At 44.2% G+C, this 15929-nt stretch carries 12 protein-coding genes and 1 pseudogene; 7 read left to right on the plus strand and 6 right to left on the minus strand.

Annotation, left to right across the window (positions count from 1 at the left end; translation table 11 throughout):
• Window positions 1-52 precede the first annotated feature (52 nt).
• Window positions 53-2974, plus strand: coding sequence for a TonB-dependent receptor (locus tag B2Z67_RS01990; RefSeq protein ID WP_291528144.1), 2922 nt, complete (start codon window positions 53-55; stop codon window positions 2972-2974).
• Window positions 2975-3122: 148 nt separating this feature from the next.
• Here the strand turns inward: B2Z67_RS01990 and B2Z67_RS01995 are convergent, their stop codons facing one another.
• The gene (locus B2Z67_RS01995) at window positions 3123-3896 is read right to left on the minus strand and encodes a porin family protein (RefSeq protein WP_291528145.1); all 774 of its coding nucleotides are present in this window, start codon (window positions 3894-3896) and stop codon (window positions 3123-3125) included.
• 111 nt (window positions 3897-4007) lie between these two features.
• Between B2Z67_RS01995 and cls the strand changes: the two genes are divergently transcribed.
• Window positions 4008-5447, plus strand: a complete 1440-nt coding sequence (cls, locus tag B2Z67_RS02000; protein ID WP_291528146.1) for a cardiolipin synthase — start codon at window positions 4008-4010, stop codon at window positions 5445-5447.
• A 33-nt stretch (window positions 5448-5480) separates the two neighbouring features.
• Here cls and B2Z67_RS02005 read toward each other — a convergent pair whose 3' ends face one another.
• From B2Z67_RS02005 to B2Z67_RS02015, 3 genes are read right to left on the minus strand one after another with little or no spacing between them, the layout of a single operon-like run.
• Window positions 5481-6017, minus strand: coding sequence for an RsmD family RNA methyltransferase (locus B2Z67_RS02005; RefSeq protein ID WP_291528147.1), 537 nt, complete (start codon window positions 6015-6017; stop codon window positions 5481-5483).
• Window positions 6008-6787, minus strand: coding sequence for a DUF3822 family protein (locus B2Z67_RS02010; protein ID WP_291528148.1), 780 nt, complete (start codon window positions 6785-6787; stop codon window positions 6008-6010). The genes B2Z67_RS02005 and B2Z67_RS02010 overlap by 10 nt, the downstream gene beginning before the upstream one ends.
• Window positions 6788-6806: 19 nt before the next feature.
• The gene (locus B2Z67_RS02015; protein ID WP_291528149.1) at window positions 6807-7493 is read right to left on the minus strand and encodes a hypothetical protein; all 687 of its coding nucleotides are present in this window, start codon (window positions 7491-7493) and stop codon (window positions 6807-6809) included.
• A gap of 95 nt (window positions 7494-7588) precedes the next feature.
• On the opposite strand from B2Z67_RS02015, the gene B2Z67_RS02020 reads away from it, so the two are divergent.
• On the plus strand, window positions 7589-9007 hold the full coding sequence (locus tag B2Z67_RS02020) for an ATP-dependent DNA helicase (protein ID WP_291528150.1): 1419 nt from the start codon (window positions 7589-7591) through the stop codon (window positions 9005-9007).
• A gap of 603 nt (window positions 9008-9610) precedes the next feature.
• Entirely contained in the window at window positions 9611-10435 is an 825-nt protein-coding gene (locus B2Z67_RS02025) for a hypothetical protein (protein ID WP_291528151.1), read from the plus strand.
• A 193-nt stretch (window positions 10436-10628) separates the two neighbouring features.
• Here B2Z67_RS02025 and alaS read toward each other — a convergent pair whose 3' ends face one another.
• A complete protein-coding gene (gene alaS, locus B2Z67_RS02030) occupies window positions 10629-13253 on the minus strand; it encodes an alanine--tRNA ligase (protein ID WP_291528157.1) in 2625 nt (874 codons plus the stop codon).
• A 151-nt stretch (window positions 13254-13404) separates the two neighbouring features.
• On the opposite strand from alaS, the gene B2Z67_RS02035 reads away from it, so the two are divergent.
• Both B2Z67_RS02035 and B2Z67_RS02040 read left to right on the plus strand, forming a co-directional pair.
• Window positions 13405-14373, plus strand: a complete 969-nt coding sequence (locus tag B2Z67_RS02035; RefSeq protein ID WP_291528152.1) for a M23 family metallopeptidase — start codon at window positions 13405-13407, stop codon at window positions 14371-14373.
• Window positions 14374-14381: 8 nt separating this feature from the next.
• Window positions 14382-14759 (plus strand): MerR family transcriptional regulator, encoded by a 378-nt coding sequence (locus B2Z67_RS02040; RefSeq protein WP_291528153.1) that lies wholly within the window; start codon window positions 14382-14384, stop codon window positions 14757-14759.
• Window positions 14760-14946: 187 nt separating this feature from the next.
• On the opposite strand, the pseudogene B2Z67_RS02045 reads toward B2Z67_RS02040, so the two are convergent.
• A pseudogene (locus tag B2Z67_RS02045) lies at window positions 14947-15168 on the minus strand (hypothetical protein); the annotation flags it as partial.
• Between the two features lie 116 nt (window positions 15169-15284).
• Between B2Z67_RS02045 and B2Z67_RS02050 the strand changes: the two are divergent.
• Window positions 15285-15764: a DUF456 domain-containing protein gene (locus tag B2Z67_RS02050; RefSeq protein ID WP_291528155.1), complete on the plus strand. Its 480-nt coding sequence runs from the start codon at window positions 15285-15287 to the stop codon at window positions 15762-15764.
• Window positions 15765-15929: the final 165 nt, after the last annotated feature.

Consider the following 15929-nt stretch of genomic DNA (forward strand, 5'->3'; position numbering starts at 1 on the left):
GTCAAATGAAACAGTATAAAAAAAGACTTCTTGATTCATTAAAAACAGGCGCATGAAAAAAGTAATTACCGGAATGGTGCTGTTGTTGACAGTGGCACTCTCCGCTTTTGCACAGACTAAAAACATTACAGTAGCAGGACGCATTATTGAGGATGATACAAAAGAACCCGCCGTACAGGCAAGTGTACAGTTACTGTCGTTACCGGACAGCACATTTGTTACAGGCGTTGCTACTACACAACAGGGATATTTCACTCTTCCTAAAGTACAAGCAGGGAAATATATATTGAAAGTTTCCTATATCGGTTTCCAAACCCAGGAAATACCCGTACAGTTATCTTCCGCAAATCTTAATAGAGACGTAGGGACGCTGACTTTGAGAACGGATGCCGTAATGCTGGCAGAAGCAGTGGTTACCGCTGAAGCTCCGCAGGTGCAGGTGGTGGAAGATACGTTGGTCTACAACTCTACTGCTTACCGTACGCCGGAAGGCGCCATGCTGGAAGAGCTGGTGAAGAAACTGCCCGGTGCCGAGATTGATGATGACGGCAACGTGAAAATCAACGGTAAGGATCTGAAAAAGATTATGGTGGACGGAAAGGAATTCTTCGGCGGAGACGTGAAAACGGGTCTGAAGAACCTGCCGGTAGAGATGATTGATAGGCTGAAGACGTATGATAAACAGTCGGACATGACGCGTCTTACAGGCATTGATGACGGTGAAGAAGAAACCGTGCTCGACCTGACGGTGAAGAAAGGCATGAACCGCGGATGGTTTGGCAATGCAGATGCCGCCGCAGGTACCGAAAACCGTTATGCCGCCCGCCTGAACGTAAATCACTTTGTGGATAAGACGCAGGTTTCGCTTATCGGTTCAACCAATAATGTGAATAGTCAAGGCTTTTCCGGTGGTGGAGGAGGTCCGCGCTGGCGTCGAAATAATGGTTTGAATACACCTAAAGAGCTGGGTATCAGTTTTGCTACAGAGAATGAAAAGTTAGAGTTGGGTGGTAGCGCCCAATACAATTATAACAAAGCTGATATCTCTAACGTCAACTCGTCCGAAACCTTCTTGCAGAGCGGTAGTAGCTCATTTTCCAACTCCAACTCACATAACCTGAACAGGAACAGTTCGTTCAGAGCCAATTTCCGCATGGAGTGGAAGCCGGATACGATGACGAACATTATTTTCCGTCCGAACTTCTCTTATGGGAAGACAGACAATGCTTCCAATTCATTGACGGGAATGTTCAATGCCGATCCGTTCAATCCGGTTCCCAATCCGAATGATTATCTTAATATCGATGACATTGAAGACCCGTTGAATGACCCCTTGAGGGATATCCGTGTGAATACTACGAACGGCGGCAGGCTTTCCGACAGCAAGAACATTTCGGCGGATGCATCGTTGCTATTGAACCGTAAATTAAATAATGAAGGACGTAATATTACGCTCCGCGGACGTATCGGTTATGGTGACAATGAGAACAATCAGTACACGGAGTCTATGACACGTTACTACCAAATTCCCACCAATCCGGATTCTGCATTGATTCGTAACCAATTCATCACTACCCCGACGAATAACTATAATTATAGTGCACGGCTTACATATAGCGAACCTGTTGCGCACGCCACTTTCCTGCAATTCAGCTATGAGTTCCAGTACAAGTATAGTGAGAGTGAGAAGACAACATACGATTTATATAAAATCAATCCGGAGTGGGAAATTGGAGAACCGTTGCCTGTTGGTTATGGGAATCATGCAATAGATAGTCTGGGTAAATATGCCGAGTACAGATACTATAACCACGACGCTTCCGTGTCATTGCTTTTCATCCGTGAGAAGTATCGGTTGAATGCCGGTATCTCTTTTTTACCTCAGAATTCCAAGCTCTCTTATAAGAGGGGAGACTATATGATTGACACGGCACGTTCTGTATTCAACTTTGCCCCTAATATTGATTTCCGCTACCGTTTTTCTAGAGTGACTCAGTTGCGTTTCAACTATCGTGGGCGTACAGGTCAGCCAAGCATGGAGAATTTGTTACCAATTGTTGATAACTCCAATCCGTTGAATATCCGTGTCGGTAATCCGGGATTAAAACCTTCCTTCACGCACTCCATGAATTTGTCCTTCAACACGTATAATGCAGAACTCCAACGGGGCATTATGGTGAATACCAGTTTCTCAACTACACAGAACAGCATCAGTAACAGTACCGAATATAATGAGGAGACCGGTGGCCGTACCACTACTCCGAAGAATATCAATGGTAACTGGGCTGCATTCGGTATGTTCGGTTTCAATACAGCATTGAAGAATAAAAAGTACACCATCAATTCATACTCCAATATCAACTATCAGAACAGTGTGGCTTATCTATATAATCGGGGAACCAAGAGAGATGATCAGAATACGACGACAGGATTGACATTGAGAGAACGTCTGAGTGGCGCTTACCGTAACGATTGGTTTGAGTTCGGATTGAATGCTTCTATTTCTTATACTGCGGAGCGTAGCAATTTGAATCCGGACAATAATCAGGAACCTTACACTTATTCTTATGGCGCCAATACCCAGTTGATGGCTCCCTGGAACATGACTTTCACAACAAACATTGCCAACCAGAGCCGTCGTGGTTACAGGGATGCAAGCATGAACCGTAACGAACTGATTTGGAATGCACAGCTTTCGCAAACTTTCCTGAAAGGTGCGGCTACCATCAGCTTTGAGATGTATGATATCCTGAAACAGCAAACCAATATCAGCCGTTCATTGTCAGCAGATAGCGGCCGTTCGGTATCGGAATATAATGGTATCAACAGTTATTGTATGGTACACTTCATCTATCGTCTGAATATCTTTGGAGGCAAGTCGTCACGTGAGGGTATGCAGCAGGGTAGAGGTGGATTTGGCGGACGCGGTGGACGTCCCGGTGGTTTCGGCGGAGGTGGCGGGCGCCATTTTTAAAGCTTTTCAAAAGTAAGATCATACTATCAAAAAGATATTTTTCATCCGCAGATGACGCGGATTACACAGATTAGATTTTAAAATCTGCGTAATCCGCGTCGTCTGCGGATGAGAGATAATGCTTGAAGTTTTGACTGTACCCCCTTTTCTATTTTCCTAAGCTAAAGCAGAAACCTACATGGAGTTCTATTCCGATGTTGCGGGGTGAGACAAGCGTTTGGTCTTCTTGTAAAGTATATCTAAAAAGCTCTTTAGGGAATTCTTTATCAATGGGAAGGAAACCATACTCGGCACCGATGCCCGCAAAGAAGCGTTTGTATTTGAAATCTACTCCGAGGCCCAATCCGATGTCTAGGCGTTTTAGTCCCCCGTCTTTAGTGAATGTTTTATGTGATTGTTCTCCTTTTCTTACACTCGAGCGGTTGGGGGAATCATTTAGATCGGATATATCGACATTGGGGTCGGGATGGACTTGGGTGACAAGAAGCCATTTAAGGTAACTTTCACCACCAACACCATAGGCGATATAGGGACCTGCACTGAATTGCAGTCCGCACTTATCGTTCAAGGGGAGATAGGCAGCCACTTTGATAGGAACTTGTAGGTAGATTGCATTCATTTTGGAGTCTATGTAGAGTGCGATAAGGGTCTGTTCTCCTTCTTCGTTGCTGCCTAAAGCCATTACCCCTTCGTCAAAAGAATAACTCCTGTTCAGGAATTGCAGTCCTGTTTGTATCGACCATGTCTGGTCAATGGGAAATTCAACCCCTACTCCAAAACGATACCCAAAGTTTGCTTTGTAATTCTCATTTTTTGTGATGCCGGTTAATCCGGTTCCGCCTTGCACACTGATTTTCACTTGTGAGTGGCAGATACAAGCGGTTATGCTCAATAAGAGAGCAAGTACAGTAAGTCTTTTCATCTTTTATTGTCTTAGTTTATAATTGCGTAAATATATGTAAATACTTCGAGTATAATCTCTTTTCTTCTAAAAAAAAATAGTAATTCTTTTATTTTCTCTATATTTGCTTTCGTGATTGACTGGAACTACATACTGAATCAGGTAGCCACCATTGCTTTTGATATTTTGTACTTTGGGGTTATCATCGGAACTATTGTCGTTATTATTCTCGACAACCGTAATCCGGTGAAAACACTTGCGTGGATATTGATACTGATTTTCCTTCCCGTTGTAGGATTGGTTTTCTATTTCTTTTTTGGCCGTAGCCGGAGGCATGAGCGGGTGATAGGAAAAAAGATATATAACCGTATGCTGAAAAAACCGATGGCGGAATATATGGCGCAAGATACATTTGTCATGCCTACATCCTATAACCGGCTCATCTCCTTATTCCTTAATACAGAGCAGGCGTTTCCTTTTGATGGTAACCGTGTGGAAACTTACACCGGTGGACTCTCCATGTTGCAGTCTTTATTGCGCGAACTGGGAAAAGCAAAGCACCATATTCATATTGAGTTCTATATTTTTGAGGATGATGCCGTTGGCCGTCTGGTTAGGGATGTGTTGATAGACAAAGCGCGAACCGGTGTTGAGGTACGTGTCATCTACGATGATGTGGGGTGTTGGGATGTACCCAATCGTTTTTATGATGAGATGCGTGAAGCAGGTATTGAGGTACGTGGTTTCCTGAAAGTACGTTTCCCTCTGTTTACCAGTAGGGTGAACTATCGTAATCATCGTAAGATTGTAGTCGTCGACGGTAGGGTGGGCTTTATTGGAGGGATGAATCTTGCCGAACGTTATATGCGGGGTTTCCCGTGGGGAATATGGCGGGATACTCATCTGATGCTTGAAGGCAAGGCGGTGCACGGCTTGCAGACTGCTTTCCTGCTCGACTGGTACTTCGTTGACCGTACTTTGATTGGTGCTTCCCGTTATTTTCCGAGGACTAAAAATATTGGTACTTCTTTGGTGCAGATTGTGACGAGTGATCCTATCGGTTCTTGGAAAGAGATTATGCAAGGCCTACTTATCGCCATTTCCGGCGCAAAGAAATATTTCTATGTGCAAACGCCTTACTTTTTGCCGACAGAACAGATATTAACCGCCATGCAAACGGCTGCACTGGCTGGCACGGATGTCCGTTTGATGCTACCTCGACGTTCGGATAGCCGTCTTACCCATTTTGGATCTTGCTCTTATCTGGCGGATGTGCTGGTAGCAGGGGTTAAAGTCTATTTTTATAAGAAGGGATTTCTACATTCCAAACTTATGGTATCGGATGATGAGTTATCGACCGTAGGTTCTACTAATATGGATTTCCGCAGCTTTGAACATAATTTTGAAGTGAATGCTTTCATCTATGATAAGGAAACTGCGTTGCAGATGCGCGAAATCTTTCTTCAGGATCAACGGGAATGTACACAGGTCTTTCTTAAGAATTGGGTGAAACGTCCGTGGTGGAGGAAAGTAATAGAAAGCGTAGTGCGGTTGATGGCACCTTTGCTTTAATTGATGACGCCTTTGCTTTAATTGAAAGCGCCTTTACTTTAATTGAAAGAACGAGAAGTTCACGCTGCCATATAAGCGTCTCTCGACAAAATTCGGATGCTCTTCAAAATTATTCTTCTTTCCGTGCTCCAATACAAATAGCCCATCCTCTTTCAATAAGCCGTTTTCAAAGATAAGGTCGGGTATAGTCTCCAATCCCGATAGTTCATAAGGAGGGTCGGCAAAAATGAAATCAAAACGCTCACGTCCGTCTTTGATGAATTTGAATACATCACCACGAATAGGCAGGCACCGGTCAGTTTTAACCTCCTGCATTATTTTACAGATGAATGCGTGATGGTCGCGTTCTTTTTCCACACTGATTACCCGGTCGCAACCACGGGAAACCAACTCGATGCTGATACTGCCCGTTCCGGCAAACAAGTCGAGGGCAGACAGTCCTTCAAAATCCAGATAGTTGGAAAGTACATTGAACAGGTTTTCTTTGGCAAAATCTGTTGTAGGGCGTGCCTTGAAAGTACGGGGCACGTCAAACCTTCTTCTTTTATATATTCCGCTGATTACTCGCATGAGGTAATGGCTTGCAGGTCGAGGTTGGTATCGGGATTCATGATGAATACCTGTTTGATGAATTTACGTAGTTCACTCAGCAAGGTTTCTTTGTCGGATAATTCGCCGGTGAGGTGCATTTCGTCTTGTAGCTGTTCGAAACCGAGTTGTTTCCATATATATAATAGGTAATAGATACGGTCGGAGGTTTGCCGGCACTCGAAGGTGTTGGCAAGCAATAAATGTCCACGGTCGAAACAATACAGGTTGATTGCGTCTTTTCTCTGGTTTGCGTACATCTTGCGGCTGTTTTCCAAACGGTTTTTACCGGAGAAGTATTCGATGAATGAACTTGCCTGCGAATGGAACTTGACATTGGGATACTGTTCGCGCAGGAATGAACAGACGCTTTTATCCATACCGAATAACACTACGGTATTGTTCTTCCTAAGAATATTGTATTGAACAAGTTCGTTTTCGCGCTTGGGATGATTGTGGTAGAAAAGCATTTCGGCTTGTTCGTCTTCAAAGAATTCAAGTGGTACAAGGGTGAAACGCTTGCCCGCCATAAGAACATTTACCCGGCGATAGGAATGATTTAGCCATTCTACTTCGCGGAAGGTCTGTTTCAGATTGGCAGTGAAAGATAATGATTCTTCTACCTTATGGTCATAGAAAGAGAACTCGCCCTCGTTGAGGGGATTAAATACGGAAAAAGAAAATCCATCCGTACTGAGACGGATGGATAATGTGTATTGTTCCGATTTACTAAAGTCAATCGTTTCTATCATACCAATATCAGGAGGGCGATTATTCCCAGTTACCTGCGTTGTTGTTAGCTGTTTCCAAGCTACCGATCATCAAACCGGAGTATTTACCCAATTTGGTTTGAAGGTCTTTCATGTTAGCGATTTCCTGTTTGTCCAAACCATCCAGGTAAGTTTCATACGGAGTCTTAACTTCGAGCAGGCAGAAAGGGGCGCCGGATTTAGCCGTATCATTACGGATAGCCATTTCAAACTGTGCACCGCTGCCAAAAGGTACATATCTCATAGAGTCGGCATTGAAACCTTTCGGGAAGATAGTATCTATTACGGCTACCCACAGTGTATCGCGTTTGAAGTCTTCCAATCCTAATTTCTTCACTTCATCATATTTACCGGTTTTCTTGGCCTTGTTGATGATAGAGATTGCTTTTCTTTCTGTCAAGCCATCTTCCAACTGCTTGTCGTTCAGCTCACCTTGCTTGAAAATGAACGGCATCTTTTTGTTTTTAACGAAATCAATTAACGTATCGAAACTTGCCGTGTACTGTTGACGATTCAAGTTACGGTACTCTTGTTGTGCTTTGCGGATGTCCATTAAACGGGCAATAACAGCTTTCTCTCTGTACTTTTTAGCATTTTCAAAATTGATAGGGCCCATGATGCTGGTATAGCAAATGTAAATCAAAACCACTGCACATAGACCTAAAACAATATTAAATACGGTTTTCATGATAAATATGTTTTTTTTAGTTTATATTCGTACCGCAAAAATAAGATAAATAATTTTAATGGCGATAGTTCGCACTACTTTTTTCTGTTACAAAAATGATAAATAACTATTTGGAAAGGCAAATTAAGGAAAATTTTCCTTATGAGCCAACTTTTGAGCAAGAAATAGTGATAAAATCATTGGCTGCTTTCTTGTTATCCTCTCGTAATGATGCGGTTTTTGTGTTGCGTGGCTATGCGGGAACGGGGAAGACTTCGTTGGTGGGGACTCTGGTGCGGACGTTGGATAAACTGCAACAGAAATCTGTATTGCTGGCTCCTACGGGGCGGGCGGCGAAAGTCTTTTCTGCTTATGCGGGACATCCGGCTTTTACAATTCATAAGAAGATTTATCGTCAGCAGTCCTTCTCCAACGAAGTGAATAATTTTTCTGTGAATGATAATTTGACCTCACATACCTTATATATAGTAGACGAGGCTTCGATGATTTCTAATGAAGGGTTATCGGGGTCTATGTTCGGAACAGGGCGTTTGTTGGATGATCTGATACAATTTGTTTACTCCGGTGCAGGGTGCCGTCTGGTGCTGATGGGAGACACGGCGCAGCTTCCTCCAGTGGGGGAGGAGCAAAGTCCTGCTTTGTTTGCCGAAGCTCTGAAAGGGTATGGACTGGAAGTGATAGAAGTGGACTTGACGCAGGTGGTACGCCAGGTTCAGGACTCGGGTATCTTGTGGAATGCTACGCATCTACGGCAACTGATTGCTGAGGATGCTTGTGGGGCATTGCCTAAAATTAAGGTTTCGGGTTTTGCCGATATAAAAGTGTTGCCGGGAGATGAATTGATAGAGACATTGACTCGTTGTTACGATCGCGACGGTATGGATGATACAATCGTGGTGTGCCGTTCCAATAAGCGGGCAAACATTTATAATAATGGTATACGCGCGCAAATACTCTGGCGGGAAGACGAATTGAATACAGGCGACCTGCTGATGGTAGCTAAGAACAATTATTACTGGACGGAGAAAAGCAAGGAAATGGATTTCATAGCCAATGGAGAAGTTGCGGTTGTGCGCCGGGTACGCCGCACGCGTGAGTTGTATGGTTTCCGTTTTGCGGAAGTACTGCTTACTTTTCCTGACTGTAATGATTTAGAATTGGACGTGAATCTTCTGCTGGACACTTTGCATAGCGATGCGCCTGCTTTATCCAAGATTGATAGTGACCGGTTGTTCTATACCATACTTGAAGACTACGCAGACATCTCAATGAAGCGCGAACGAATGAAAAAGATGAAAGCCGATCCGCATTACAATGCCTTGCAGGTGAAGTATGCCTACGCTGTTACTTGCCATAAGGCGCAGGGCGGTCAATGGAAGAATGTATTCCTTGACCAGGGATACATGACGGATGAATTTCTGACTCCGGATTATTTCCGATGGCTATATACTGCCTTCACCCGCGCTACGAATACTTTATATCTGGTGAACTATCCGAAGGAACAAGTCATTTGAGACAGAAATTAGGTTCTTTATCATTTTTACTAATTGTTGATTCACTAAGATTTAGTTCTTTGTTCACTAAGAACTAATATTCGTTTTGCATATATCTAATCGTTTGACGGTTGTCGAATTTGCGTTCGACAGCTGTCGAATGATTATTCGACATATATCGCATAATCATTCGACGTATGTCGAACGAAAAGATTTATGCAATCGCAGAGATAGATTTAGAGCCTGTTTAAATTTTGCTCAGCATTGTTTTGAGAGTTATTTTTGAGGATGTTTTTCTGTTTTTATGAGGAGCATAGCGGGCTATGTGACGAGTGAAAACAGAAAAACAGACCGAAAATAAACTCAAAACAAGCTGAATAAAAAACTTTTTGAGGAAAATTTAAACAGGCTCTTATTATAAGCAGGGACTAAATGATAGGCTAAACAGAATCAGTTCATAGCGATATCGGCAAGAATAAACCGTTTGGTACAGTTGCCTTAATTATAATTGCATGTACCTAAAATGATGAAGACCCCAGAAATATGGCAAAACATCCGCTTCCCGTGCAGTAATCAGCCGGATTATGTATTTAGTTACTAAGTTAATCAATTAAAACTAAAACAATGAAACACATCTATTTTATTTTAACGTTGCTTTCCCTCTTCTTTGTGGGTACCTCATGCGAGGATGATTATCGTGATATGGTTCTTTTCACGGGCGATAGGCCTATTAATCAAATAGGAATACTGAATAACTATGTTGTCTCCGCAGACCTCTATCTTACTCGACCGGATGGTATAACTCTCGGTGTAGATGGTGGTGACGGTGATTATTCTATAATGAATGAAGATAATTCCATAGCGACAGCTGCTTTTGTAGAAAGCGAGAATGGATATCGGCGCCTGCAAATCACTCCCAAGTCAGTGGGTGAGGTTGTGATAACGGTAAAGGATGGCAACGGCTCTTCGGTGCCACTGGTGGTGACGGTCAATGAGTATATGAGCACGGTTCTCTATAAAGTGAAAGAAGGTATAGTGGTTATCGGCGAAGCGACGGAAGAACAGAAACTTGAGGTTACGAATGCTTTTGCAGATGCTTTTACCGTAAAGCTGGGAGGAAGCTATGAGCTGATACAGGATGATGACTTCGGGGATACCGGTGTCTTGCTTGTCCGTCTGGACGATACTGCGACTGCTCCCATAGTGGGACAATATGAACGTGTATCTATCCTTGAAGGTGAGAGACGCCACCCCGGTTTGTTATTTACTTATAATGAGGAGGAACATCTTTTCTATCAAACGAATTCTCCTGGACTTACCAAGTCTTCTGTCATGGATTCTTTGGACTATTGGGAAGATGTTACCGGGACTTGCCCTGTAGAGGTTCCCGAAGGATGTAAAGTTTATCATATAGAACGCTGGTCGTTCCAGAACCAAGTGAGGGATTAATAAAAGGTACTCATCCGCTCTTTCCTGATGTTACTGAACTATCTCTGAAATAACTTGCAAAGCTTCAATAATTATTTAGACGCAGATGGCGCAGGTAACACAGATTCTAAAATTAAAATCCGTGTTATCGCGCCATCTGTATCTAAGAGATAGTTCTTTCTTACTTTTGATACACCCTGCCTTGGCTGGCTAATTAAAGTCCGGCAAGTTCCAGTACCTTTTCTACCGCTGCATTCAGCCCGTCGGCGTTCTTACCGCCGGCTGTTGCGAAGTGAGGCTGTCCACCGCCACCGCCTTGTATCAGTTTGGCGGCTTCTTTCACTAAGTTTCCGGCTTTCAGTCCGCCTGCTACAAGGTTGTCGCTCAGCATAACTGTCAGCATCGGCTTGCCTTCATTCACTGTTCCGGCAACGAAGCATAGGTTCTCGGTAATCTCTCCGCGCAACTGGAATGCAATGTTCTTAATGCTTTCAGCAGGTATCGGGGCGAGAGCACAGAGTTTAATGACCTTTATGCCGTTGATTTCCTGTACGTTCTTCAGCAGTCTTTCCTTTACCTGGGCTTCTTTCTCTTTCATGAAGTCTTCCATCTGCTTCTTCAAGCCTGCATTTTCTTCAATGTACTTGCGGATGGTTCCTGCCAAGTCGGGCGCATTATTGAAGAGTGCTTTCAGGTCGCGCATGGTGTCCTCGATGGTATCCATCATTTCTTCTACACGTGCACCTGTGTATGCTTCTACGCGGCGTACGCCGGCAGCAACGGAACTTTCGGAAACCACTTTCAGCATACCAATGTGTCCCGTAGCGGCAACGTGTATGCCACCGCAGAACTCTACGGACGAGCCGAAGCGGATGACACGTACATGGTCGCCATATTTCTCACCAAACAGTGCGATAGCTCCCAGCTCCTTGGCTTCTTCGATGGGGATGTTGCGGTATTCCGTCAATGGTATATTGGCACGGATTTTAGCATTAACCAGGTGTTCCACTTGGCGGATTTCTTCGTCTGTCACCTTCTGGAAGTGAGAGAAGTCGAAACGCAATGAATCAGGAGTAACCAGAGATCCTTTTTGTTCTACATGTTCGCCCAATACTTCGCGGAGCGCGGCATCCAGCAAGTGGGTAGCCGAGTGATTGGCTGCGCAGGCAGCACGTTTGTCGGTATTTACACAAGCCATCATCGGCGCTTCCGGATGTTCGGGCAATTTCTTGGTAATATGTATCGGGAGGTTGTTCTCCTTCTTGGTATCTACTACTTCAATCGTTTCGAACTCACTGACCAGTACGCCCGTATCGCCTACCTGACCGCCGCTTTCTGCGTAGAACGGCGTGTAGTCCAGTACAATCTGATACAGCGTCTGGTTCTTCTGTTTCACCTGGCGGTAACGGAGGATGCTTGTTTCGTATTCGGTATAGTCGTAACCCACGAATTCGGTTGTTCCTTCTTTCAGCGTAATCCAGTCGCCGGTTTCAATGGCGGCGGCGTTGCGGGCACGCTGTTTCTGTTGTTGCATTTCGGCGTCGAACTCCCGGATGTCGGCAGTCATGTTGTTCTCGCGGAGAATGAGTTCCGTGAGGTCGAGCGGGAAACCGAAGGTATCATATAAGGTGAAAGCGTCCTTACCGCTGATTTCTGTTTTTCCGGCGGCTTTGGCGTCGCCCATTGTCTTATCCAGCAGGCGGATACCGGTTTCCAGTGTGCGGAGGAAGGAATCTTCTTCTTCCTTGATAACCTTGCTGATAAGTTCCTTCTGTGCATCGAGTTCCGGATAAGCCTCGCCCATGTTCTCAATCAGAACGGGGAGCAGCTTGTACATGAAAGCCTGCCTCTGCCCCAGGAACGTGTAACCGTAACGAACGGCACGGCGAAGGATGCGGCGGATTACGTATCCTGCTTTTGCATTGGAGGGCAACTGCCCGTCTGTAATGGAGAAGGCAATCGTGCGGATGTGGTCGGCAATCACGCGCATGGCGATGTCCAGCCGCTCGTCTTTGCCGTAGGCAGTGCCTGCCATTTGGGCGATGGCTTTCAGTATCGGTTGGAATACGTCCGTATCATAGTTGGATGTCTTGCCTTGCAGTGTACGTACCAGACGTTCGAAGCCCATACCCGTGTCAATAACCTTGGCGGGAAGTCCTTCCAGACTGCCGTCGGCCTTGCGGTTGAACTGCATAAACACGAGGTTCCAGATTTCAATAACCTGCGGATGGTCTTTGTTTACCAGTTGATGACCGGGAACTTTGGCTTTCTCTTCTTCCGGACGTGAATCAATATGTATCTCGGAACATGGGCCGCACGGACCCGTATCGCCCATTTCCCAGAAGTTATCATGCTTGTTTCCGTTTAGGATGTGGTCTTTCGGCAGGTATTGCTCCCAGAAGGAAGCGGCTTCGTTGTCGCGTTCCAGTCTTTCTTCGGGGCTGCCTTCGAAAACAGTGGCGTAAAGGTTCTTAGGATCTATCTTTAGTACTTCTACCAGGTATTCCCACGCCCAGTCGATGGCTTCTTTCTTGAAATAGTCGCCAAACGACCAGTTGCCCAACATCTCGAACATGGTATGGTGGTATGTATCGTGTCCTACTTCTTCCAGGTCATTATGCTTTCCGCTTACGCGAAGACACTTTTGCGAATCCGCCACTCTTTTATATTTAGCCGGTTGATTACCCAGAATAATATCTTTGAATTGGTTCATTCCCGCATTGGTAAACATCAGTGTAGGATCATCTTTAATTACCATTGGAGCTGAAGGCACGATTTGGTGACCTTTGCTTTCGAAGAAACTCTTGAATGAGTTCCGGATTTCATTTGCAGTCAACATATTCATCTATTTATCTTAATCTATTACTGTCTACTACTTGCTACTATCTACTTACTACTAACTATTTAGTCTTAATATTTTTGAAAAAACTGTGCAAAGATAGCTTGTTTTTATTACTTTTGCCGTATTAACGAGCGAAATATTCTGAAAGATGCGCAAAGTTTATTATATCTATAATCAGCACATGCAGACTTATGAACGCATTTACCCCACTGTCAGGCAACGGATATGGGGACTTTTGCGTCGTTTGTTCATTGGTATGGGACTGGGAGCGGGTACTTTTATCATTCTGTTGATAATCTTCGGTTCACCTTCCGAGAAAGAGTTAAGGATGGAAAACAGCCAACTTTTGGCTCAGTACAATGTGCTTTCCCGGCGTTTGGACGAAGCAATGGGGGTTTTGCAAGACGTCCAGCAACGTGACGATAACCTTTACCGGGTTATTTTTATGGCAGATCCTGTACCTACGGCTATCCGGCAGGCGGGGTATGGCGGCACTAACCGTTATGAACATCTGATGGACATGGCGAATTCTGATCTGGTTATCAATACTACCCAGAAGATGGATATGCTCAGTAAGCAGCTTTATATCCAGTCGCGTTCTTTCGATGATGTGATAGATATGTGTAAGAATCATGATGAAATGCTGCGTTGTATGCCCGCCATTCAACCTATTTCCAATAAAGACCTTCGTAAGACGGCGTCCGGTTACGGTATGCGTGTAGACCCTGTTTATAATACAATGAAATTTCATGCAGGCATGGATTTCTCCGCACATATCGGTACGGATGTATATGCTACCGGTGACGGTACGGTGGTGGAAATGGGATGGCAGACCGGATACGGTAACGTCATTGTCGTGGATCATGGCTTTGGTTACCGGACAGTATATGCCCATTTGCAGGCATTCCGTACCAAGCTTGGGAAAAAGGTGCTACGCGGTGAAGTTATCGGCGATGTGGGAAATACGGGAAAGAGTACCGGGCCGCACTTGCATTATGAAGTGCAGGTTAAGGGACAGGCAGTCAACCCCATCAATTATTATTTTATGGATTTGAGTGCCGAAGATTACGACCGCATGATACAGATTGCGGCTAATCACGGAAAGGTGTTGGATTAAGCCGTATTATGGATAAAGATTTGAAGCTATATTATTCCATCAGTGAAGTTGCGCGGATGTTCGACGTCAATGAATCCTTGTTACGCTTCTGGGAAAAAGAGTTTCCGCAACTATCTCCGAAAAAGGGTAGCCGCGGTATACGTCAATACCGTAAGGAAGATGTTGAAACCGTGAAATTGATTTATCATTTGGTAAAGGAGCGGGGAATGACGTTACCCGGTGCCCGCCAACGAATGAAAGATAATAAAGAGACAACTCTGCGTAACTTCGAAGTAGTGGATCGGCTGAAAACTATCCGCGAAGAACTGCTAAGTATGAAGAACGCCCTTGATGGATTTACTTACGAGCAGGTTGAAGAATTGAAGAAAGACATTCATGCCGGATGAGACAGCTCTGTCTGCAGAATGCTCTCATTTCAGAATCGTATCAAAACCGTGTCTTCTCCGTACCTTCTCCGTGTTCTATAGAGCGGACTTTATATGGAGTTGGTAAGGAGCAGATAAGGAGCAGATAAGGAGCAGGTATTGTTCGGCATGAACCTAAATCAGATAACCTGCTCATTCCCCTAAATTATCACTCAAGTTTCGCACTTTGTGTGTATGTTACTGAACTATCCCTATATTTTACTAACATGATTACTGGGTTTGACTCCTCATCCAATCCGGCAGCTACTTCTTTCAATTTACCCTTTAATCCGTCATTTTCATACACCTCGACAAGCTGGGCGGCAGCCAAATTCTGGAAAACCGCAATTTCGCTATTTACCGGATGCGAAGTCATGTCCACATTTTGTTTTTTTCTCCTTTATTTTGGAATTGTCCGGAAATATGCAGATATTTGAAAAATAAAGTTCATCAGGCAATATGTAGTTGTTCTTAGTGCATTGATGGAATGCCAATTATATAAATAACATGGTCGATATTATTCTCATTATATTAGGAAGTATATGTATTATCGTAGGCTTATTGGGATGCATTCTTCCTCTTATTCCCGGTCCGCCTATTTCTTATGTGGGTTTGTTGTTGCTTCACTCCACAGACAAAGTACAGTTCTCCACTTACCAGTTACTTATCTGGTTGCTGCTGGTAGTCATTATACAAGTACTGGATTATTTCATTCCCATTTTGGGTAGTAAATTCAGTGGTGGTACTAAATGGGGAAGCTGGGGTTGCCTGATAGGTTCTATTATTGGAGTCATATTCTTTAGCCCGTGGGGGATTATTCTGGGGCCTTTCGGTGGTGCGTTCATCGGTGAACTTCTGGGAGAAAGGAGTAAGAAAGATGCTTTGAAATCAGGAATCGGGGCTTTGCTTGGTTTCCTGTTCGGAACGGTTTTTAAAGTGGTGGTTTGCGGATATTTTATATGGTACTTTATAAAGGTATTGTTTTAATGTTAATATTGTGCAAGAATGAATCGCTTCCTGAATGTACGGTTTGCTTCAGAAAATCCTCTTCGGGAAGCTTCTGGGGTGCTTAAGGTAGGGCTAAACCGTACATTTGCCATAGGATTCTTTTATATATAGTTACCTAACGTGTATTATTCATACTTAGGAGTC

This window comes from Bacteroides sp. UBA939 (assembly GCF_002293435.1).
In the GTDB taxonomy this organism is placed as follows: Bacteria; Bacteroidota; Bacteroidia; order Bacteroidales; family Bacteroidaceae; genus Bacteroides.